Here is a 22,953-nt window from a genome sequence, read left to right on the forward strand (position 1 = left end):
GGGGAAAAGGTTTTTAGCCTTTCCCCTTTTCTTTGTCTGAAATGAGGAATTTTAGTTTGGCAAACATCTGTTAGTTTCTATAATGAACGTCGCCAGCCTAATTGATTTTGAGAAGATAGTTTGATGTTGCATAAAGGCTGACTATTATTGTAGTTACAAGTATAAGTTGCTAAAAGTTCTTGCTGATAATTAAAGACTCGCAGATTATAATTATCATTCCTTGCGGCAGTACCTAAACGATTTACAAAGTCGTAGCGTTCTAGATAATCTAATAAACTCCAAATTTGTTGATTCACAATTAAATCTACTCGTGCTGCTTCTTTTTGAGAAGCTGGATATGCTATCCAGTTATCTAAAAGCTTGTTTTCAGCGCTTTCTTTGGCCCACCATAATTTAGGAATGGTGAGATTTCCTTGGCTAACGGTATTCCCGGTAATTACAGGCCCTTTTGGTTCTGTTAATAAGCTTAGTTCTAATGGTGCATTAGAAGGTTGCGGTTCGGTGATAGTTTCCGCTTGTAAAGGTCGAATGGCTAAAAGCGAAATAGTGGCTAGGCTAATAGTTAGTAATAGTGGGAGTGATATGTGGTGAGGAGGCATATTGTTTTATGGATAGCTATTATTAATTTAGATTATAAGTTAATACAAGATAAGATTATTAGTGATTGATTTTTCACTGTATTCAAGAAGCCAGCAGAATTGGGGGATTCTCCCCCAAACCCCCTCCAAAAAGATTGTTCGGTTTTTTATTGAGTAAATAGTTTTTGATTTTGTTGTCAATTAATTTTCTTAATTAAACTGAACTGTATTGGATTATAAGTAGCCATCATGAAGTGGGTACATCAGAACAGATGAAAAATTTATTAATCCCCCTTGCTCCCTGCTCCCTGCTCCCCTGCTTTTTAAAGTCAGGTCGGTGCAAAGAAAGATAACTAGTCATTTGTCATTTGTCATTTGTCATTGGTAAGGGTTTTATTGTTGTAATCGATAACAAATACCTTTATTAAATTGCACACGCTCAAATGACGCATCTAGGTTAATGGTGGTTTCCGCGTTACCTAGAAATAAATAACCATCTACACTTAATTGCTGTTTAATTTTGTTGAGTAAAGCTTTTTTAGTGGGGATATCAAAGTAAATTAAAACATTGCGTAAAAATATTACATCAGATTTGGGAAGGGATGGCCAGGTTTTGACAAGGTTGATTTGCTGAAATTCCACCATCTTGATGAGATTATCCAGAATTTGCCATTCATTATCGACTTTGTGAAAATAGCGATCGCACAAATTTTTTGGTAGTCCTCGCTGAATTTCTAGTTGGTTATAACGTCCTTGGCACGCTTTGGTTAAGGCTTTGCTGGAAAAGTCGCTAGCAATTAGCTTTACAGACCAATTGGCTAACATGGGAAAATGTTCGCGCATCAACATGGCAATGCTATAAGGTTCCTGTCCGTGAGAACAGGCTGCACACCAAATATTTAGCGATCGCGCGATCGCTCTTTTTTTGATTAACTCTGGTAAAACAAATTTTTGCAGCGCTTCAAAAGGGTAAATATCACGGAAAAAAGATGTTTCATTAGTCACTAAAGCTTCTATTACCTGGGTGTGAATATGATTAAAAGGTTGGTTACGCAGGTAATTGACTAAATCAGCAATTTTTGTAAATCCTAGAGAGGTGGTAATTGGCTGTAAATATAGCTCTGCTAAATAAGTTTTATCAGCAGATAACACAACTGCCGAATGACGATAAACTAAGTCTCGGAGAAAATCAAAATCAGTAGCGCTTACACCCATCGTCTGTTTCATTACAGACCTAAAATCGGAACTTGATTGTAACGAACTCGGCGCATAATTTCACCTGGCATTTGGTCGAGGGGTACAATTTGATCGGCTAACCCAGCATTGACAACGAAACCTGGCATTCCCCACACTACGCTAGTAGCTTTGTCCTGCGCTAAGATTTGACCGCCGACTTCGCGAATGCGCTGACAACCTTGTAATCCATCTTGCCCCATGCCTGTCAGTATAACGGCAAGCGATCGCCCTCTGTAGACTTCTGCAACCGAGCGTAATAAAACATCTACAGCAGGACGACAGGAATTTTCTGGTGGGTCTTTATGAGTATCAATTCTCACCATATTGCCATGTCGTTGTACTACCATGTGGAAATCTCCAGGTGCAATCCACGCTTTTCCAGGTTCTAAGACTGCGCCGGGAATCGCTTCATCTACGGCGATTTGACATTTAGAAGCTAATCTTTCAGCTAACAGTTTGGTAAACATCGGCGGCATATGTTGCACAATCAGGATGGGGACTGCTAAATTCCCAGGAAGTTCAGGAAGTATTTGCGCCAAAGCATTTGGCCCTCCTGTAGACACCCCAATTGCAATGACATCTACTTGCTCTATTTTCGGACGCTGGGGAGGAACATCTGCATGGTTAACTGTGATTGCTGGGGGAACTACACTAATTCCGGCACCAAAGAGCTTAATTTTAGGAATTAATTCCTCGCGGATATGTTGGGTAGTTGCCTCCATGCTTCCTAAGTTACTGGGTTTGGTAGCATAATCAGAAGCACCCAAAGACAGAGCTTCCAGAGTTGCAGTTGCTCCTATGCGTGTAGAAGTGCTGAACATGATTACAGGTAACTGCGGATAACTTTGGCGAATCGCCGCCAGAGTTTCCAAACCATTCAAATCTGGCATTTCCACATCCAAAATAATCACATCAGGATTCACATAGGGAATCTTGGCGAGTGCAATACGTCCATTAGCCGCCACATCCACCACCTCTAACTCAGCATCGTGCGACAGAATCTTACTAACGCGACTCCGTACAACAACAGCATCATCAACTACGAGCACCCGGATTTTGGGCATAAGGTTGGGGATTGGGGATTGGGGACTGGGGATTGGGGGGATGAGGAGGATGAGGAAGCAGGGGAGAAATTCCCATTACCTATTACCCATTACCCATTACCAAATGACAATTAATATTGAAACTGACTAACAACTTTTTGCAAATCTATTGCCATTCGGGATAGTTCTGTGGCGGCTTGTGAGGTGTTGCTGGCTCCTATGGTGGTGGTTTGGGCGTTGAGGGCGACGATGCCGATGTTTTTGGCAATTCCAGAGGTTCCTGTGGCTGCTTCGGAAATGTTGCGGGCGATTTCGTTGGTGGTTGCGGTTTGTTCTTCTACGGCACTGGCGATCGCACTTTGTAAGTCGTTAATCTGATTAATGATGTCGGTAATTTGGGTAATGGCGTTGACTGCGCCTTTGGTATCTGTTTGAATTGCTTCAATGCGCTGGCTAATATCTTCGGTGGCGTTGGCTGTTTGTTTGGCTAGTTCTTTCACCTCGTTTGCCACTACCGCAAATCCTCTCCCAGCATCTCCGGCTCTCGCTGCTTCAATCGTAGCATTTAAGGCCAGCAAGTTTGTTTGTTGAGCAATGGAGGTAATAACTTTGATGACTTTGCCAATTTCCACGCTGCTTTGACCAAGTTTACCAATGGTTTCGTTAGTGCGATCGGCTGTTTTGACAGCTTCTATTGCTACTTTTGCACCTTGGGAAACTGTCTTGGCAATTTCGCGAATACTAGCATTCATCTCTTCTACCGCCGTCACCACTGTGCTGGTATTTTGATTTACCTGTTCGGCGGAGACGGAGGCGGAAGTGGCTTGTTCTGAGGTTTGTTCGGCATTTGCAGTCATTTCTTGACTGACGGCGGTTAATTCTTCTGCGGAGGATGCAACGGCTGTGGCTACTTCTGCCATTTGTTGAATTGAAGATTTCAGGCTACCAATCATTTGATTGGTATTATCGGTAAGCTGTTTAAAGTCACCAGCATTACGTACCTTGATTTGTTTGGATAAATCGCCACCAGTAACAGCGAGAGTTACATCATTAATACTGGTAATCTGCTGTTTGAGGTTAATTGACATTTGGTTTAAATTATCAATTACTTCTTGCCAAGCACCTGTTACACCAGGAACCTCAGCTTGGGAACCGAGTTTACCTTTTTTGCCAATCTCGGATGCGAAGCGATTCACTTCCTTGCTAAAAGCTTGGTTGATACTCACCAATTCATTAAAAACTGTGGCGATTTCGGCTAATCCATTGTTCTCTACTGGTAAGCGTACGGAAAAATCACCATTTTTGGCGGCTAACAATGCATTGAGTAAAGGCTGCAGTTGCGGATCTGTGGGAGTGCGATCGCTCTCAACTGCATCTATAGTATTTTCTGAGGGAGTTTTGGCTGTTTTCCCACTCCGACTTGTAGCCATTGCAAATTGCTCCTCAATTGGCAGCTAAAATTTTTTTAGTATCCAGAACTAGCAGCAAACCCCCTGCGTATGGATAAGCTCCAGCTAGCATCTGATGCATTCTACCTTTTAAAGTTGCTGGTGGGGGTTGAAATGTATTTTGTGTGAATTCTAAAACATCACCGACATCATCGACGAGGAGGCTAACTACTTCATCGTGAGTCGAGACAACTATATTAAATCCTTGGGCTTCATCTAATGGGGTTGTGGTGCGGATGGCGGATTTACCCATTTCTAAACGTTGCTGTAAATCAATGACTGTGAGAATTTGTCCCCGCAAATTAATTAAGCCACAAATGTCTGGAGGAGCCAAGGGTACAGGTGTCATTACTTGGGGACGAATCACTTCTTGAACGTGCTGTACGTCAATCCCAAAAAAAATGCCGTTGAGGAAAAAGGTACATAGTTGTTCAGTCATGATGGTTAGGGTGGAGAAGAAAGCAATACTACAAGGGATAGCGTTTTGAACCCAAAATTGGTTTTGGGGAAAAGGTTAAAGGTTAAGGGTTAAAGGTTTTTTCATTCTCTTTTCCCCTTCCCCCTTCCCCTTTTTTCCCTTCCCCATTACTAAAGGTTAAGGGTTAAAGGTTTTTTCATTCTCTTTTCCCCTTCCCCCGCGCTTACGGTGTACACACAAGTTGCTGCATCAGCATTGTTAATGTATCGGCTGACATTGCTAATGTATCGACTGACATCGTTAATGTATCGACTGACATTGTTAATGTATCGGCTAACATTGTTAATGTATCGGTTCACATTGTTAATGTATCGCTTGACATTGTTAATGTATCGGTTCACATTGTTAATGTATCGCTTGACATTGTTAATGTATCGGTTCACATTGTTAATGTATCGCTTGACATTGTTAATTTAATTGCAATAAATAAGGATTTGTCTTCCGAATTATCCCTTCTATATCCAGAATTTCTGTAATTTTACCTTGAATGACAGTAGAGAATAAAATACCTTCTCTACTGGGTATACCTTTAATTGTCAGCGGTTCTTCTACAGTATCAAGAATTTGCTCAACCACTAGCGCCACACTCACTGCTGGATAGGGAGAGACAATAATAATTGATAATGTCTCGGTTTCTGTTGCTAAATCATCAAAGGTGCGCTCGCTAAATATAGTATGCAAATCAATTAGCGGCAAAATTTGCTTGTCATATCGCACAACCAACTGATTAGCCACTGACTCAACCGCAGTTGCAGGAATCTCCGCCAGTCGAGATGCGATCGCTAAAGGAATACCCATGCGTGCGTCTTGGGGGCCTGTAAACAGTAAAATATTTTGGCGATCGCTTTCTGGAATACTGACATCTGTAGCATTCGCCAACTGCTGATATGTGGCGCTGACACCAGCTTGCTTGGCTAAACCGACGACATCAATAATTAATCCGACTGTTCCATCTCCTAAAATGGTGGCTCCGGCAAATAAGGAGATATGCTTTAATTGTTTGCCTAAGGGTTTGACGACGATTTCTTGAATATCTTCAATGCTATCTACTACCAAGCCGAAGCGGTAGTTATCAGCTTGGATAATCAATATACTCAGCAATTCGCTGTTAGTGGCACTAACTTGTAATATTTGATTGAGGTAAATTAACGGTACAAGTTCACCCCGCAAGCGATACACAGGAACATCATAAAATATTTCAATATTGTTTAATCCTTGCTCCATTTCTAGGCGAACTAATTCTTGGAGATTTCCTTGAGGAATGGCATAAAAATCGCCGCCACTGCTAATAATTAACGCGGAAATAATCGCCAATGTCAGGGGAATTTTTAATTTAAATGTGGTTCCCTGTCCTAACTGGCTATCAATTTCAATGCTACCGTTAATTTTTTCGATATTGTCTTTGACGATATCCATTCCTACCCCTCTTCCTGAGAGGTTGGTGATTTGTTCAGCAGTGGAGAAACCACGTAAAAAAATTAAGTTCATCGCTTCTGAGTCAGTCATCGCTGCTGCTTGGGTGGCGCTGACTAATCCCAGTTGTTGCGATCGCGCTTTGAGGCGTTCGGGGTTGAGTCCCCTACCATCATCACCAATTTCTAGATTGACTTTACCGCTTTCGTAAGCAGCTTTGAGAAATAATCTCCCAGCAGCAGGTTTACCCTTAGCTATACGTTCTGCGGGGAACTCAATCCCATGATCGATACAGTTGCGGATTAAATGGGTTAAAGGATCTTTGATGGCTTCAATAATACTTTTATCTAATTCTGTATCTATCCCCACCATTTCCACTGCAACTTGTTTACCAGAAGCGATCGCTAAATCGCGAACTACCCGGGGGAATTTTTGCCAGATACTATTAATTGGTTGGAGACGAGTTTTCATTACCTGTTCTTGCAACTCGCCTGTAATTCCGTTTAAGCGTTGGCAAGCCGCAATCAAGTTGTTATCTTTTAGCTTGGTAGATAGTCTCATCACTTGGTTACGCGCTAACACTAGTTCGCCTACCAAATTCATTACCTGATCTAACAACCCGACATTAACGCGGATATGAGATTCTGAGGTTGTCAGGGTTGAGTCTTCTAAATCGCTATACAGGGATTCCACAGTCTGCGGTGCTGGGGTTGCTGCTAGCTGAGTCTGTTGTAATGCGTTTATTTTCTCAATCAGTTCTGCATAATCGCGATCGCCTTCTTTTCTTGTCGTTGCAATCATAGACAACATCTGTCTGATACTGTCGATTGTTTGCAGTAACGTACTGACGATTTGAGGAGTAATTGCTAAAGTGCGATCGCGCAGACTCGACAACAAACTTTCCGCCGCATGAGCCAGCGCTTCTAACTTGGGAAACGGTAAAAAGCCACAATTACCTTTAAGGGTATGGAGTGAGCGATAAATCCTGACTAACGATTCACCATTTCCAGACTCTTTCTCTAGCTCAATAATGTCACGTTCAATTTGATCGAGATTCTCGTAGCTTTCAACGAGAAATGCTTCTATGTCATCATCTATCTCTGTTAACTCCATTGTGTTAATAGATTGCCAATTCTTTATTTTAATACTAATAAGCTGCCAAAATCAATATATATCTCTCTCATGAGAGATGTTTATCGCCATAAATGCTGAAAATATAATGCTAAACTTAAAAACGAAAGCAAAGAAATGCAATGTCACCTTTGCTCTACAAATCCAAATCTTAAAAAGGGTAAGCATCAACCTAGACAAAGTTAAAAGTATCAGCGATCCAATTCTCAAGTTTTCTCATTTCAGCAACCTTGGAGTTAGCTTAATTATATCAATAAAGTGTGTTTGTGAATGCATCTTCATGCCACAAATGTGATACCAATCTTGGTAATCACAAATATCACATACAAGAATTTTATCGGGAGTGCGAAAAGCACAAATGGTAATAAATTAACTGTGCAAGATATCAGGTTTTAATTATAGAAAATTATCAACATCATATTTTTGCTGATAATCGAGTAAAAATTGCTGTATTAACTAAAGATAAATTTTGAGAAATCAGCTGATTTTTTACGGATAATGCAATAAGAGACTAATTTCGCAATTTCAGGAAGTCGCAGGTCAAAAGGGTAAAGCTGATGGCTTTGGTTTTAATTATCGATGATGCAGCCTTTTCTCGCAGAATGATTCGCAAGTTTCTGCAAGTAGATGGTTATGAAATCCTCGAAGCTAGTAATGGGCGCGAGGGGTTAGAAATGGTGCATAAGCATCAGCCAAACTGTGTGTTAGCTGATATTTTAATGCCGGAAATGAATGGGTTTGAATTTTTGCAAGCTCTCCAAGATGAACAATTAAAAATTCCTACTATTATCATCTCAGCAGATATTCAAGATGGCTCCCGCAATCAAAGTTATCAGTTAGGCGCAGTTAACTTTATTAACAAACCGCCGAAAGAAAGTGAATTGCGCGCAGCAGTTCAGCAAGTTCTCAATACCAAGGAATAAAGCCAAGATGAATGTGACAGCAGAACAATTAGATGCCCTCCAAGAATTAATTAATATTGGAGTTGGTAGGGCAGCAAGTTTACTCAATGAAATGGTAAACTCTCACATTCGTCTAGAAATTCCGTTTGTAAAGGTATTAACAGCTGCGGATGCCTATGAAGAATTAGCTGTACGATTTCATGATGATAGTTTAGCAGCTGTGAGACTCGGCTTTACAGGCCCCTTTTATGGTACAGCTGGCTTGATTTTCCCCACTGATAGCGCCTCATCATTAGTAGCAGTTTTGACTGGTGAAAACCCAGATTCAACTGACTTAGATGCAGTTAAAATTGGCACATTAAGCGAAATTGGTAATATTGTAATTAATGGGGTAATGGGTTCAATAGGTAATGTGTTGAGACAGCACATGAGTTACACAATACCTGTGTATTTAGAAGATAAAATTGAAAATTTATTAGCATCTGCCAATGTGAGCGAGTCAAAAATTTTGCTAGCACAAGCCAGATTTACGATTGAACAATTAGAACTGATCGGAGATATCATTTTAATATTTGAATTAGATACATTCGATACTTTAATTCAAATAATTAATCAGGAGATGGGAGTATCATGAAGCGCAAAAATATTACAAAAGATAGTATAAATTTTTTAATTTAGTCTGATGATTATATGAATAGAATCGAACAAGCTCAAGAAAAATTCGCCCTTCTAGATAAAATTACTTTAGGAGCTTTTGTTCTACAGTCAGACTACAGTGTTTTATTCTGGAATTGCAGTTTAGAAGAATGGACACAAATTCCCCGCAGTCGGATTTTAGGTAATTCAATTCTGGAATATTTTTCCCATCTTAATCAACCGCGCTACATTCATCGCTTAGAGCAAATTTTTCAAGGTGGCCCGCCGACAATATTTTCTTCGCAATTACATCAATATATTATTCCTGTACCGTTACCCCAAGAAAAATATCGCATTCAGCACACCACAGTAACTGCTGTACAAGCTGATGGTGATGAGTTTTATGCATTATTTTCCATTCAAGATGTTACCGAACTAACTTTCCGTGTTCAAGAATATAGAAACGTGCGCGATCAAGCATTAGCAGAAGCAGAAGCGCGCCAGCGATCGCAAGAAGCCGCCGAAGCCGCCAACCGCATCAAAGATGAATTTCTGGCTATTGTCTCTCATGAATTGCGATCGCCACTCAACCCGATTTTGGGGTGGGCGAAGTTACTCAAAAAACGTAATTTAAATGAAATAACTACCCTGCGCGCTGTAGAAACTATCGAACGCAACGCCGAATTACAAGCGCAGTTAATTGATGATTTGTTAGATATCTCGCGTATCCTACGAGGTAAACTCGGCTTAAATTTAGAAACAGTGAATCTAGGTGCCACAATTGAAGCAGCTTTAGAGACAGTCAGATTAGCAGCAGAAGCCAAATCTATTCAAATTCATCTCAATTTAGATTGCAAAGTAGCACAGGTAAAAGGTGATAGTAGCCGCTTGCAACAAGTAGTGTGGAATTTGCTTTCTAACGCTATCAAATTCACCCCAACTGGCGGAAAAATAGAAGTTAAATTACAACAAATAGATTCGCAAGTAGAAATTCAAGTCAGCGATACAGGTAAAGGTATTAGTCCCGATTTTCTACCCCATGTATTTGAATATTTCCGCCAAGCCGATAGTACAATCACCCGCAGATCGGGGGGATTAGGATTAGGTTTAGCAATTGTTCGTCAACTTGTAGAATTACATGGTGGTAGAGTTTGGGCAGAAAGCCTCGGAGAAGACAAAGGCGCGACATTTACAGTTTCTCTACCCGCCTTGCCAAAAACCCTAAGATTATCAGCCAGAGATAGCGATTTATCCCAAGATTCCTATTCCTTATCTGTACCTTATGCTCCATTAGAGGGAATCAAGGTATTAGTTGTAGACGATGATGTGGATACAAGAGAATTTCTCGCCTTTTTATTAGAACAGCATGGTGCAATCGTCACCAGCGCCGCCTCAGCCAACGAAGCACTAATTGCGATCGCCCAAGCAAAACCCGATTTATTATTAAGCGACTTAGGTATGCCAGAAGTTGATGGCTACGCCTTAATCCGTAAAATCCGCAGTATGCCAGCCCAGCCAGGAAAAGAAATTCCCGCGATCGCCCTCACCGCCTACGCCGCAGAAACCACACAACAACAGGTATTTGCGGCTGGATTTCAACTGCATATCGCTAAACCCGCCGATCCGTCAAAATTAATCACTGCGATCGTTGCGCTGGTGAAGCGGTGATAGGGATTGGGGATTGGGGAACTCGGGGCCCCCTCTGGGGATAAGGGGTAATGGGGACTGGGGATTGGGGACTGAGGAGAATGAATAATGACTCTTGTACAGACGCGATTCATCGCGTCTTTTGCGACTCAGCACTCAGCATAAATAGCCTTGAAACTCTTACCAATTACCAATTACCAATTACCAATTACCAATTACAGCCCTTGTCAGTTATTTTTAATTGCCACACTCTACTTAAAATTGCGTCACAGTTACACTCAAACCAGAATCAAGTTTAGGCACTTTTAAATATTCTATGGGTTCGCTGCTATGGCGAGGTGTGGGATTATTATTTGGCTGCTGACATTTTGCAAATGCTGCTGCTGGATCTTTCAAGAAATCTAAAGGATTGACTTTTTGACATCCTTGCTCTTCAATTCGAGTAATTCTATTATTAGTTGGAAGTAAACTATTATTTGGCTGAATAATCACATTCTGCCATTTATTATTAATTGTTGCCGCTTCTGTAATTAGATTCACTGCTTGATTTGGTACATCTGTCACGGGTTCTACAACAGTAAAATTCTCCGGTTCAGCCATTGTTGGCATTAAATTTTCTTGTTGAGCATAGGCATTTTTAGTTCCTGCGATCGCACCCATCAAAACTAAGAAAATTAAGAGAACATATTTCATAGGTAGATGCCTCAACATTTAATATTACTTTAGAATCTGTGCTTGCTGTATTAATAGTAACAAGTATAGTTATAACAAAATAACATTAAAAATAAGATAAAGATTTTCTTTTATGTAGGCAATTTATGAAAAACTCCACCCACAAGGGGATGGAGTTTTTGGGCATTGGGCATAGGGCATGGGAAAGAAAATACCAATGCCCTATGCCCTATGCCCCAAGCGGCGGAGAGAACAACCTCGTCCACCCACAAGGGGATGGAGTTTCCCGCCGCTTTCAATGAATAACTCTTTTTTATCGAACTGCGATCGCGTTAGCTGAACCTCTTGCAAAGAAGCTTTTCGTAGATAAAAATGCAAAGGGAAGAGTAGGAAGAAGATAAAGGGGATAAATAACCTCTATTTAGGACAATTCAGTATTTAATACCGTAATCTTAAATAATCATCAAATATACATAGTGACACATCTTTACTCCCTACGATGATCTGTATTTCTGTAAATATCTTAAGAAGAATCAAGGAAAATATAAAAAAGTAAAAAATCAAAAATTATCTCATACAAAGCTTTACATATTTTGCTGAATTTTCCTTAACTAATTGCAATTTAAAATAATCTGATTTTTGTGTTACCAGATAGTTTAATCTACTAAATATGGGTAAGTTGATAAGAAGATTTGTAAGAGTAGAAGTAGATGCATTATGCAATAAGCAAATGCACCTAAAATTGGTAAATTTTAATTTCCTTAACCTTGAAATATTCTTGCCGGCTTACTGATTTCTTGTTGGAAAAACAAAAAAATATGGGGAAATCTAAGCGGATTGGCATTCTTACCAGTGGCGGAGATTGTTCTGGTTTGAATGCAGTGATCAGATCTGTAGTTCATTGTGCTTCGGGAAAAGGTTGGGAAGTATTGGGAATTCGCCAAGCAACTGTAGGATTGATGGCGCGTCCACCCGAATATACAAAACTAGAAATTGACCAAGTTGACCCACTGTTAACTGCTGGTGGCACAATGTTAGGAACCACAAATAAAGGCGATCCATTTGCATTTCCGATGCCTGATGGTAGTTTATGCGATCGCTCCCAAGACATCATTGCAGGTTACCATCAACTTGGTTTAGATGCTTTGATTGGTATTGGTGGTGATGGTAGTTTGGCTATTTTGCGGCGTTTGGCGCAACAAGGCGGCATTAATCTAGTCGGGATTCCCAAAACCATTGATAATGATATTGGCATTACTGAACACGCAGTAGGTTTTGATACAGCAGTAAATATTGCCACAGAAGCACTGGATCGCTTACATTTCACCGCCGCGTCTCACAGTCGAGTGATAATTTTAGAAGTGATGGGACGTGATGCTGGACACATTGCTATTGCTGCGGGAATTGCTGGGGGAGCCGATGTAATTTTAATTCCCGAAATTCCCTACGACATGGATCAGATTTGCTACAAAATTAAACACCGCCAAGAACAAGGCAAAAACTACTGTTTAATTATTGTTTCCGAAGCAGTTCGGACTCAAGATGGTGAATGTGTAAGACTGACCAATCGTGCCGGAGAATCTCGCTATGGTGGTATTGGTCAATACTTAGCCGATCAAATTAGCGATCGCATTGGTGCAGAAACACGCGTTACAGTTTTAGGACATCTTCAACGAGGCGGAACAGCATCTCCACTAGATCGTTTAGTAGCAGCAGCTTTTGGCGTAGCTGCGGTCAATCTCATTGATGAAGGTAAATACGATCACATGGTTGCCTGGCAAAATCGCCAAGTTTTTACTATACCAATTGCGGAAGCGATCGCTCAATATCGCGCCGTCAATCCAGAAGATACTCTAGTGAAAACCGCACGTGGTTTAGGTATTTATTTGGGAGATTAAACCCAGTATCAAGTAAATATTAAGTAGTAGTCTACCAATGTTATTTTGACAGGTGGGGGAAAGGGTAAGGGGAAAAGGGTAAAGGTTTTAAACCCTTCCCCTTTGCCATTTTCCCAATCTATACCTGTCAATATTTGTGTATTGAACTAGTACAACAAGGCAAAAGTAAAAAGGCAAAAGTAAAAAGAAAGAATGATGATTTTGTAAGCTTTTCGCTTGTTTTAAATGGGTGGCTTATTTCCGCTGTATTGTACTAGTAGGATGGAATGGTACTTATACCATTTTGAAAAAAGAACGCGACAGATGGTTAGGGGCACGGCACCAGTAAGATATTTGATATGCCAAAAGATTTCGGATGCCGTGCCCTTACAAACAATTTATCTGTCGCAAACATTATTTAAATTGGTATTACCCCTGTTTTGTCACTCTGGGAAAATAAAAATCAAAGCCAAAATTTGAACTGTAGATAGAATGGGCATTTGAGCGTTTATTTTCTAACACAATGGCTAAAATCATGTTTTTTTGGTAAAAGTCTTATGCTGTAAGCATTCCAGATTATTCTCTCCCGAAAGTGATAAAAGAGGGATTACTTAAGCAAAATTTGCTGCCCAGATCCCCGACTTTTTCAAAAAGTCGGGGATCTAAATCTCGCTAAAGTAAGTGATATTCTAGGGTAGGTTTTGTTACGGCTGTGCAATAATTTTAGAATTTAAGAGAGTGTGAGAATTAGCCGTAACGCACCATCTTTCTCTTTATAAATCATCTCTTTCCAGTAAATTGTTAGGTAATTAGCGCTAACTTTTTATTTTCAAACTCCTCATTGGTAATAATTCCTGCATCTCTAGCATTTTCAAGTTGCTTAATTTTACTGCTCAGTTCAGATTTCTGTTTAATTGCTAACTTCTTACTCTCATATTCTTCTTGGGTTAAAATTCCAGAAGCCAAAGCAGCATTGAGTTTAGAAATTTGAACTTCCACTTCTGAGTGAGAAGACTCACGGATTAATTCAGCTTTCTTCATCTCAAACTCACCCTGAGTTAAAATTCCAGCATCAAGAAGATTCTTCAACTTCATTAGCTTCTCTTCTGTGTCTGCACTTTGATTAGAAGCTCGCATTAGTCCTTCAATTTCTAACCTTTTCGTGTTGTATGCAATTTCATCAATGAAGCCTTGATCATAAGCATCTCTGAGATGCTTGAGTTTCACTTCTAAAGCACTTTGAGATTCGTTAAAAGCTACCTCTACAGAAGATTTAGCTTTTTCACCAAACATAACTTTATGATCGATGAAGCTCCATAAATCGCTCTCAATCTTCTTTGACCAACCTGCTGCAACACCGCTGATGAGTAAAGTAGCGCCACCTGTTAAAACTGCTGCAACGCCTCCAGCAGCAAGGTTTGATGCCCATTCTCCTGTGCTAAGATCCACAGAGAAATCATTTGGCTGTCCTTGAATCAAGACATTGAATGCTCTAGAAGCACCAACTACCTTACGCCATGCCTCCGTTTTAGCGGCTTGCAAAAGCCAAGTTCTGTCAGATTTATTAGTCTGTGTCTGATAACCTTGCTCACTGAACCAAGTTTCAATATCTTTTAATAAAACTTCTAGATCCCGATTATTGTCGCGGTAATTTTTTTTAGTCATATTTCGCCCTTGTAAATCTTGATGTATAAGCAGGTTTCTCATACCAATTCAAATAATCTTTGCGATAGATAAATATTTCTAAAGACACAATATTGTTGTGTCCTTAGCTATTTGTCATATCTTGTTCAAATTGGTATCAAGGTTGCCTATTTTAGAGTTCCCAGGATTTAATCTGCACTAACAATAAAGTGCATAATTCCGATTGCTTACACGCTCAAGCTTTACTGCTAAATTTACTTACTATAAAAAATTCCGCGAAATCAACGACGACAATAAACTAACTTAACTTATCAAATAACTCTCATCATCAAACTTAAATTCCGTGACTCTTACCAATTACCCAGTTACGCCGGAAAAAGCGCGCTAAAGCAGATTCTTCTAATGATAAATAGATAGGTCTTCCGTGGGGACAGGTGCGAGGATTGCGAGTGCGTTGCCATTGATCTAAAAGTGTTTGCATCTCTGGCAAACTCATCGGTGTACCATTGCGTATAGCACTGCGACAAGCCACAGCAACTTGCGCGGCTTGTAAATCTCCACCTAAACTCAGTTCTAAAATTGCATCGGCACAATCTTCTCGTTGTTGTAACATTGCGGGGATATTGCGAACCGCCCAAAGTTGTTCGCCAAATGTTTCTATATCTAAACCAATGCGTTGTAATTGTGCTACTTGTTTTGGCGTTAGTTGATAGAGAATAATTGCTGGTTCAATGGGTATCATTTGCCAGTTATCGCATAATTGCTCATACAAAACTCGCTCATGGGCAATATGCTGTTCTACTAACCAAACTCCCTCAGAATGTTCTACGACAATATAAGTATTACTAACTTGAGCAACAGCTTTTAAAGAGTAAGGATTGTTGAGTGCTGATTGCTGATTATTGTCTTCTTTGGGATTTTTCGGATTAAAATTATAGCCACCTTTAGCTTCTGCAGCTTTGAGTAATTTACTCACACGGGTAATATGAACGGCTTCTTTAATATTGGCAGAACTGAGGCGTAATGCTTGCTCAATTCCTTGAGTAACTTGTTCTTGCCAATAACCGATTTCATTAAGATAAATTTCTGTTTTCGCTGGGTTACGATTCCAGTTAATTTGGTCTGGAGAAATATCAAGATGTAAGAAACAAACTGGATAGCGATCGCGTGGTAATGTGCGATGGAATGCTGCCAAAATTGTTTGCTCGAGTTCTGCTGACTTTACCATCCGTCCGTTAATGGCTACACGTACCCAATCTGGACGATGACGATGACAGCGATCAGGTAATCCTACCACTAATGTGAGTTCTGAGTTCTGAGTGCTGAGTGCTGAGTTTTCTGAGTTACTTGGATGGGGTATTGCTAGTTTGACTTCTTGGAAGTCGGCTTCTTTAACTTGCTGTATAAACTGCGGTAGTAATTTTTTGCTGGTGCTAGCCGGATAAATCGTAAACCAATCACGGTCATTTTGTTGCACTTGCCAGGTAACTTGGGGATGACACAAAGCAATTTGTTGAATTGTAGTTTGCACGGCTTTCATTTGCTGTGCAACTACTGGTAACCCCTGACGGCGCGCTATACAATTGGCGAATAAATTCGAGACATTCACTACTGTACCAGGTGCGATCGCCGCAACTTCTACTTGCTCAACTTTCCCGCCATCACTATAAACAACTCGCCATCCCCAATTCTCACCAGCCGGACGACTCAAAATTTCTAAGTTTGACAAATTTGTCAAACTGTGCAGTGCTTCTCCCCGAAATCCTAAACTGCTAATTTTCCATAAATCAGCACAAGTGTAAATTTTACTAGTGCTGTGGGTTGCTGCAGCTTTTTGCAAATCATCTAAGTTCATTCCGCAACCGTTATCGGCTACGCGCACTCGCCATTGCTGCGGCCACAGAGATACAACAATTCTCGTCGCGCCAGCATCCAAGGAATTTTCTACCAATTCCCGCACGACAGAAGCTAAAGAGTCGATCACCTCTCCAGCTGTAATTAGATATACGACTTCTGTAGGTAAAGCGTGAATAGTAGATGTCATAAATTACAGTGTAGGCGAAAAGCCAACACTGAATACAATAAGCAATTTTGTTTACCGTTCCCCAAAATTTTTACTAATTGTAAAGCAATTTCTCTCGTATCAAGGCAGTCAATAAATTTTGGATTTTGAATCTTTAATCCAAAATCCAAAATCCAAAATCTAAAATTGCCTGCAGAATTAATCTCTCATTGCCAAAACTTTCGGGGGTTCTGGTTTCAGCAATTCATTTAACAACGATGCAGGACGTTCACCATGAGGCCAAGCAAAAGCATGACGGAAAGCTGCATCCTGACAAGCTTGCAATTGTTTAAAGTTAATAATGTCGTATGTCAAAAGATTTTCATACTCAAATGGCAGACGTACATTATGTAAACCAGCGTTATCAGTACAAATTGCAATATCTACCCCAGCGTCAAAACATCGGTCAAAAACTAACTTTAGTTGACGGATATCTTGTAAAGTGCCAGTTTTAATGTAAGTTGTAGGGCAAACTTCCAAACACTGTCCTCTTTGCGCCAACTCTGGGAGTAACTCAGGATACAACAGAGGAATTTGAATACCATGCCCAATCCGCTTCAGATAGGGCAAAAGTTCGGTGTAACAACCTGCAGTAGTTTCGTAAAGATGTCCTGTGGTGTTAATACCTAAAGAACAGGCATAATCATACAGATTCAGCCATTCTTCTAAACGTTCAGCATAGTGGCTATCACCGCCGGCGATATCTACCGCACAAACATACTGTTTACTTTGTGCCGCCAAATCAACAATTGCCTTATTCACCTCATAAGGTAAACGCGAGTGCATACAAAGAATTTGGCTAGTTACAATTGGATACTCTTCCAACTGACTTGCTTTACCCACAACCTCGACAATTTCCGCCATCTTGTCAATTCTTTCGGATTGACTTAAATGTTCAGGTGTCCGTAAATAAGGGGTGTAACGCAGTTCCAAATAAGCCAAATTCTCAAATATATAAGCACCCCGTAACAATCGGTAGATAAAGTAAGGTAACGTTTCTACAGTCTGTACACTTTCTACCAGGGTGTGTAATTCTAAATACTCGTCTAAGGTATTACGAGGTTTGGTATAAAACTCTTCAAATTCTGGATAGTTCGCAAAGCGGGAAATTAACTCAGACGTATGTCTCTCGAAATATCGCCATAACACACGAGGTACAACCGAACCGCCCAGATGCCGATGCAATTCAGCGTATAAAGCCATATTGGTGTTTTCCGGAGAAATTTTACTAATCTTAACAAGAACTTCGTGAAAAAAAATCTATACCTTTAGGGAGATTGTATAAAGTTTTGGGGATGGGGAATTGATAATCGGTAATGGGTAATGGGTAATGGGTAATTGGTAATTGGTAATAGGTGTTTGTTATTTCTCCCTCATCTCTCACCCTGCGGGTTCGCCGTTAGGCGTTCTCGTTCGCATAGCGTCTCCAGTAGCCGCTACACGTCTACATCTCCCATTAGGCACTCACTACTCACAACTCAGGACTTTTATTCTAGCGATTGTTTGTAATAACTCGTTGCTAGTACAGGGTTTAGATAAAAATGCACTGACACCCATATCCGTAACTTCCTTGATGTTCTGAGGGGATAATAGTCCACTCAAAGCAATAATTTTGACATGAGGATTAATTGTTTGTAATTTGCGAATTGCGATCGCACCATCCATTAATGGCATCATCATATCCAGCAACACTACACTGATTTGCTGTTGATGTTGGGCATAAATTGCTACGGCTTCAACGCCATTGCTAGCAGTTAATACCTGATAATTATGTTTTTCTAAAGATGATTTGGTAATTTCTAGAATTGCGGCTTCGTCATCCACTAGCAAAATTAATTCGCCATTTCCTTTTGGTGCTGCAATTTCGGGAGTGTGCAGAGGTTGAGTGCGATCGCTCAATGCTGGTAAATATACTGTAAACTTTGTGCCTTGGTTAACTTCACTATTGACATTTACAAAACCATCGTGGTTTTTAATAATACCTATAGCTGTAGAAAGTCCTACTCCTGTACCTTTACCCACCTCTTTTGTAGTGAAAAAAGGTTCAAAAATTCGCTCTTGAATTTCTGGTGGTATTCCTGTACCCGTATCGCTAACAGAAATAGCAATATAAGGGCCTACTTGAGCGTCAATATTAATTTGGGTTGATTTCTCATCAATCACCACATTTTCTGCACTAATTTTCAAGATACCACCCTCAACCATAGCATCACGGGCATTTACTACCAAATTCATTAGTACTTGATGTAGTTCGGTCGTATTACCAGACACATACCAAAGATTTGCTGGTAAATCTACTTGACAAGTAATCGATTTAGGAAATGTTTGTTGGACAATTTGCTCAATTTCCTGTATCAAAAGTCTAACTTGCACAATTGTCTTTTTACCTTCAATACCTCGGGCAAAAGACAACACTTGCTTGAGCAAATTAGCTCCACGTTTAACATTACTTTCTAGGGTTTGCAGAATGCGTTGACTTTGTTGGTCTGGTAATTTCATCCGCAATAGCTCAACTGACATTAACACGGGAGCTAGAACATTGTTAAGGTCATGGGCAATCCCACCAGCTAGGGTACCAATACTTTCTAACCGTTGCGATCGCAAAAGCTGTGCTTCTAGTTGTTTCTTTTGAGTAATTTCTGTACTGACACTCAAAATTGATTTTGGTTGATTCTGGCTATCCCGCATGAGTGTCCAGCGGCTTTCGACGATAATTTCTTTCCTATCCTTGGTTATTTGCTGCAATTCGCCGCGCCATTCACCTATACGCAAGACTGTTAAAAACGCATCTTGCAGTTGTGGTGAACTATCTTTGTATAACAAATCAACTACATTCTTACCCAAAGCTTCCTCAGCCTTCCAGCCATAAACGCCTTGAGCACCTTGGTTCCAAAATAATATTTGATTGTGGATATTTCTAACTACAATTGCATCAGTTGCCACATCTAAAAGTGCAGCTTGTTCGCGAATTTTCTGTTCTGCTTGTTGGCGCTTGGTAATATCTCTCGTTACCGCTAAATGCAAAAATGTACCATCAGCTTCGTTATGTAGTGGTACAGCATGAGTTTCCAACCAACGACGAGTACCTTTACTGCCGACAATCTCATATTCTAAAGTCCCTTTATAGCCTTGACAAACGCGTTCATGTAGAGATACAAAGGCTTCTCGGTATTCTGGTAAAATAGTCGCAGTCACTGGTTGCCCAATCAAAGTTTCTGCATTTTCTAGCTCCAACATTGCCAAACCAGAGGCATTAATTTCTAATAAAGTACCATCCCTAGCAATTAACTTCAGACATTCCGGTTCCGCATCAATAATTGCGCGCAACCTATTCTCACTTTGACGTAAATTTAATTCTGTCTGCTGAAGTCGCTTGATGTAACGCCATAACAAGTCATATAACAAAGCAACTAACAAAAAATCGATGACAGCAGCTAATAAAAATGTTGCCATTGACTTACGAGAAGTCGCTTGTAACTGCTGATTATGCTGTTGTAATATTTTTTGCTCGCCTGCTAAAGATTCCTGAATAAATTTTGGGATATCATTACTCAGCATTTGCTGTTGATGAGACAACAGTAATTGTCTTACAGCATCAAATCCTTGCTTTTGCAAAACAACAACTTCTGCTTGCAAGATGTTGAGTCTGTCAGTTATTCTTTGTTCTAGTACAGCAACCCACTGATGATTTTGCTGTGATTGAGTGAGCTGTTTGAGAATTTGGATATTACTATCAATTTGTTGACTTGCTTGCAAATAGGTTGCTAAGTTATTTGTGTTTATAGTTATTAAGTAGTTACGCTGTGCTGTTTCAGCATTGTTTAGCGTTGTCAGTAGCGTTTGAACTTGAGTAATAATTTCTTGGGCTGATGTTACTAATTGCCGATTATGTACCAGTTGCATCGTTGTGCTATGGGAAACTACAGCATTCGTAAACAAAACCGCTAAGACTAGAATAAATAATGCTCTCAGCTTTTGGATGACAGACCATTTCATCATGCGATCGCCTTCAATGCTGGTGATATTCCCAATGCGGTAAATTAAAAATTAAATACCTAAGATAAGTCAAGAATCTTGATACCACTTTGAATACAGCACAATTTATAGTATTTACACTGAAATGTATCCCATAGCGCACAGTGGTATGAATTATGCCTTATCAGCAATTTTAGGTGATTGCTGAGACAGAAAAACCGCTATAAAAGTAACTTTATTAGCGGTTTTCAGTTAAATGAAATCTAATTTTTGGATTTTTCTAGGATTGAAAATTGGTGGCAAGTTTTTTGTAGAAATGATTGATAATTAATATAATTATTCGTGGATATTAGTATTAAAAACTATAATACAAAATTTATTTTTGATCCGCAAGTTGTTTCAGCTAGATACATAGAGGCTGTTAATAGCATAACTACTGACTACTTGAATGCTTTTCTACAGCATAACTATTGATAATTGGTGAATATTCGCGGGTTATATAGCCTAAAATTATTAAACAATCCGTAGATATCAGGTTTGAGGCATGATTAATAGTTGCTAGAAATATTGAAATATATTGATTAGTTTCCAAAATCAAACATTAATTCCATAATTTATTGTTTGAGATGCTCACAACTTTTCACGCCTAAGCATTAAATAACTTCATGAGTAAGTATGTACTCATTACCTATTTTTTAGATGAATTAGGTTACGGTTTGCTAGGTAATGAATTTGTTTTATTGAGAATTTTGCAATTTTCTTGACATAAGTTACATAATATGTAAATAATAATTGTTTGTGGAAACTTTAGCTCTATAAAATAAAAGCTTGGCTAACGTTATTGTCATAGGTGCCCAGTGGGGCGATGAAGGAAAAGGTAAAATAACTGACTTACTCAGCCGCTCCGCAGATGTAGTTGTCCGTTACCAAGGGGGTGTCAATGCTGGACACACAATTGTAGTTAAAGATCAAACCTTTAAGTTACATTTGATTCCCTCTGGTATTTTGTATCCAGATACCGAATGCATTATCGGCTGTGGTACAGTTATCGATCCCAAAGTTTTAATAGCAGAACTAGATCAATTAGAAAGTTTAAATGTTTCTACTAATAATCTGCTAATTTCCGAGACTGCCCACGTAACTATGCCTTACCATCGATTAATCGATCAGGCATCAGAAGAACGTCGGGGAAGCCACAAAATCGGCACTACAGGCAGGGGTATTGGCCCCACCTATGCTGATAAATCTGAGCGCACAGGTATCCGAGTTTTAGACTTGATGGACCCTGAAGGATTGCGCGATCAGTTAGAGTGGACGATTAATTATAAAAATGCAATTTTAGAAAAGCTTTACAACCTACCTCCCCTTGACCCAGAAGAGGTAATTCAAGAGTATTTGGGTTATGCAGAACGCTTGCGGCCTTACGTCGTAGATAGTTCGCTGAAAATATATGATGCGATTCTCAAGCGGCGAAATATCTTGTTTGAAGGCGCACAAGGGACGCTACTAGACCTAGATCATGGCACTTATCCCTACGTCACATCATCTAACCCTGTAGCTGGGGGGGCTTGCGTTGGCACAGGCTTAGGCCCGACAATGATTGACCGGGTAATTGGGGTGTCGAAAGCTTACACAACGCGCGTTGGTGAAGGGCCTTTCCCAACCGAACTACAAGGTGAATTGGGAGAATTGTTGTGCGATCGCGGTGCTGAATTTGGTACAACTACTGGTAGGAAGCGTCGCTGCGGCTGGTTTGATGCTGTAATCGGTCGGTATGCCGTGCGGATTAACGGTATGGACTGTATAGCAATCACCAAACTAGATGTTCTCGACGAACTAGAGGAAATCAACGTTTGTGTCGCCTACGAAATTGATGGCGAACGCTGCGAACACTTCCCCACCAGTGCGCGTCAATTTGCTCGCTGTCGTCCCATCTACAAAACCTTACCAGGTTGGAAAGTTTCGACAAGTAACTGCCGTACCCTGGAAGATTTGCCCAAGCAAGCCCTAGACTACCTAAAATTCTTAGCAGAATTGATGGAAGTCCCGATCGCGATCGTTTCCTTAGGAGCTAGCCGCGATCAAACCATAATTGTAGAAGACCCCATCCACGGGCCCAAGCGCGCTTTGTTGCAGCCTGACGGCACACCCGTCTCTTTACTCAGCGCATAGCTTTGAGTCAACAGTCAACAGTCAACAGTCCAGAGTTTT

The 22,953-nt window shown here is 40.2% G+C and carries 18 protein-coding genes; 6 read left to right on the forward strand and 12 right to left on the reverse strand.

Going from position 1 to position 22,953, the window contains the following annotated elements:
* Positions 1–77: 77 nt before the first annotated feature.
* The 5 genes from AACU25_RS10655 to AACU25_RS10675 form a co-directional block, all read right to left on the reverse strand.
* Positions 78–599: a hypothetical protein gene (locus AACU25_RS10655; RefSeq protein WP_096575401.1), complete on the reverse strand. Its 522-nt coding sequence runs from the start codon at positions 597–599 to the stop codon at positions 78–80.
* A 372-nt stretch (positions 600–971) separates the two neighbouring features.
* Complete coding sequence (locus AACU25_RS10660) at positions 972–1,805, reverse strand: CheR family methyltransferase (protein WP_190445806.1); 834 nt, start codon at positions 1,803–1,805, stop codon at positions 972–974.
* Entirely contained in the window at positions 1,805–2,878 is a 1,074-nt protein-coding gene (locus tag AACU25_RS10665; RefSeq protein ID WP_096575405.1) for a protein-glutamate methylesterase/protein-glutamine glutaminase, read from the reverse strand. Before AACU25_RS10665 ends, AACU25_RS10660 begins: the two co-directional genes overlap by 1 nt.
* Before the next feature lie 110 nt (positions 2,879–2,988).
* Positions 2,989–4,287 (reverse strand): methyl-accepting chemotaxis protein, encoded by a 1,299-nt coding sequence (locus AACU25_RS10670; RefSeq protein ID WP_096575407.1) that lies wholly within the window; start codon positions 4,285–4,287, stop codon positions 2,989–2,991.
* A gap of 13 nt (positions 4,288–4,300) precedes the next feature.
* Positions 4,301–4,744: a chemotaxis protein CheW gene (locus tag AACU25_RS10675; RefSeq protein ID WP_190445807.1), complete on the reverse strand. Its 444-nt coding sequence runs from the start codon at positions 4,742–4,744 to the stop codon at positions 4,301–4,303.
* 207 nt (positions 4,745–4,951) lie between these two features.
* Between AACU25_RS10675 and AACU25_RS10680 the strand changes: the two genes are divergently transcribed.
* Positions 4,952–5,200, forward strand: coding sequence for a hypothetical protein (locus AACU25_RS10680; protein WP_190445808.1), 249 nt, complete (start codon positions 4,952–4,954; stop codon positions 5,198–5,200).
* Here AACU25_RS10680 and AACU25_RS10685 read toward each other — a convergent pair.
* On the reverse strand, positions 5,192–7,309 hold the full coding sequence (locus AACU25_RS10685; RefSeq protein WP_096575411.1) for a chemotaxis protein CheA: 2,118 nt from the start codon (positions 7,307–7,309) through the stop codon (positions 5,192–5,194). The two genes, AACU25_RS10680 and AACU25_RS10685, sit on opposite strands and share 9 nt — an antisense overlap.
* 575 nt (positions 7,310–7,884) lie before the next feature.
* Between AACU25_RS10685 and AACU25_RS10690 the strand changes: the two genes are divergently transcribed.
* From AACU25_RS10690 to AACU25_RS10700, 3 genes are read left to right on the forward strand one after another with little or no spacing between them, the layout of a single operon-like run.
* On the forward strand, positions 7,885–8,250 hold the full coding sequence (locus AACU25_RS10690) for a response regulator (protein WP_045871672.1): 366 nt from the start codon (positions 7,885–7,887) through the stop codon (positions 8,248–8,250).
* Between the two features lie 7 nt (positions 8,251–8,257).
* Entirely contained in the window at positions 8,258–8,863 is a 606-nt protein-coding gene (locus AACU25_RS10695) for a chemotaxis protein CheC (RefSeq protein ID WP_096575415.1), read from the forward strand.
* Between the two features lie 56 nt (positions 8,864–8,919).
* The gene (locus tag AACU25_RS10700; RefSeq protein ID WP_096575417.1) at positions 8,920–10,533 is read left to right on the forward strand and encodes a hybrid sensor histidine kinase/response regulator; all 1,614 of its coding nucleotides are present in this window, start codon (positions 8,920–8,922) and stop codon (positions 10,531–10,533) included.
* Positions 10,534–10,767: 234 nt separating this feature from the next.
* Here the strand turns inward: AACU25_RS10700 and AACU25_RS10705 are convergent, their stop codons facing one another.
* Together AACU25_RS10705 and AACU25_RS10710 are read right to left on the reverse strand one after the other, a co-directional pair.
* Positions 10,768–11,205: a hypothetical protein gene (locus AACU25_RS10705; protein ID WP_096575419.1), complete on the reverse strand. Its 438-nt coding sequence runs from the start codon at positions 11,203–11,205 to the stop codon at positions 10,768–10,770.
* Positions 11,206–11,406: 201 nt separating this feature from the next.
* On the reverse strand, positions 11,407–11,535 hold the full coding sequence (locus AACU25_RS10710) for a hypothetical protein (protein ID WP_321206739.1): 129 nt from the start codon (positions 11,533–11,535) through the stop codon (positions 11,407–11,409).
* Between the two features lie 467 nt (positions 11,536–12,002).
* Here AACU25_RS10710 and AACU25_RS10715 point away from each other — a divergent pair, with 467 nt between their 5' ends.
* Positions 12,003–13,082 (forward strand): ATP-dependent 6-phosphofructokinase, encoded by a 1,080-nt coding sequence (locus AACU25_RS10715; protein WP_096575421.1) that lies wholly within the window; start codon positions 12,003–12,005, stop codon positions 13,080–13,082.
* Between the two features lie 780 nt (positions 13,083–13,862).
* Here the strand turns inward: AACU25_RS10715 and AACU25_RS10720 are convergent.
* From AACU25_RS10720 to AACU25_RS10735, 4 genes are all read right to left on the reverse strand, one after another.
* Positions 13,863–14,726, reverse strand: coding sequence for an SHOCT domain-containing protein (locus AACU25_RS10720; protein ID WP_206758940.1), 864 nt, complete (start codon positions 14,724–14,726; stop codon positions 13,863–13,865).
* A gap of 313 nt (positions 14,727–15,039) precedes the next feature.
* Positions 15,040–16,749: a DNA mismatch repair endonuclease MutL gene (gene mutL / locus AACU25_RS10725; RefSeq protein ID WP_096575425.1), complete on the reverse strand. Its 1,710-nt coding sequence runs from the start codon at positions 16,747–16,749 to the stop codon at positions 15,040–15,042.
* Positions 16,750–16,926: 177 nt separating this feature from the next.
* Positions 16,927–17,970, reverse strand: coding sequence for an adenosine deaminase (locus AACU25_RS10730; protein ID WP_045871664.1), 1,044 nt, complete (start codon positions 17,968–17,970; stop codon positions 16,927–16,929).
* Positions 17,971–18,234: 264 nt separating this feature from the next.
* Positions 18,235–20,766: a PAS domain S-box protein gene (locus AACU25_RS10735; protein ID WP_190445705.1), complete on the reverse strand. Its 2,532-nt coding sequence runs from the start codon at positions 20,764–20,766 to the stop codon at positions 18,235–18,237.
* Between the two features lie 804 nt (positions 20,767–21,570).
* On the opposite strand from AACU25_RS10735, the gene AACU25_RS10740 reads away from it, so the two are divergent.
* On the forward strand, positions 21,571–22,914 hold the full coding sequence (locus AACU25_RS10740) for an adenylosuccinate synthase (RefSeq protein ID WP_096575429.1): 1,344 nt from the start codon (positions 21,571–21,573) through the stop codon (positions 22,912–22,914).
* Positions 22,915–22,953: the final 39 nt, after the last annotated feature.

This window comes from Tolypothrix tenuis PCC 7101 (assembly GCF_963874875.1).
Lineage (GTDB): Bacteria > Cyanobacteriota > Cyanobacteriia > Cyanobacteriales > Nostocaceae > Aulosira > Aulosira tenue.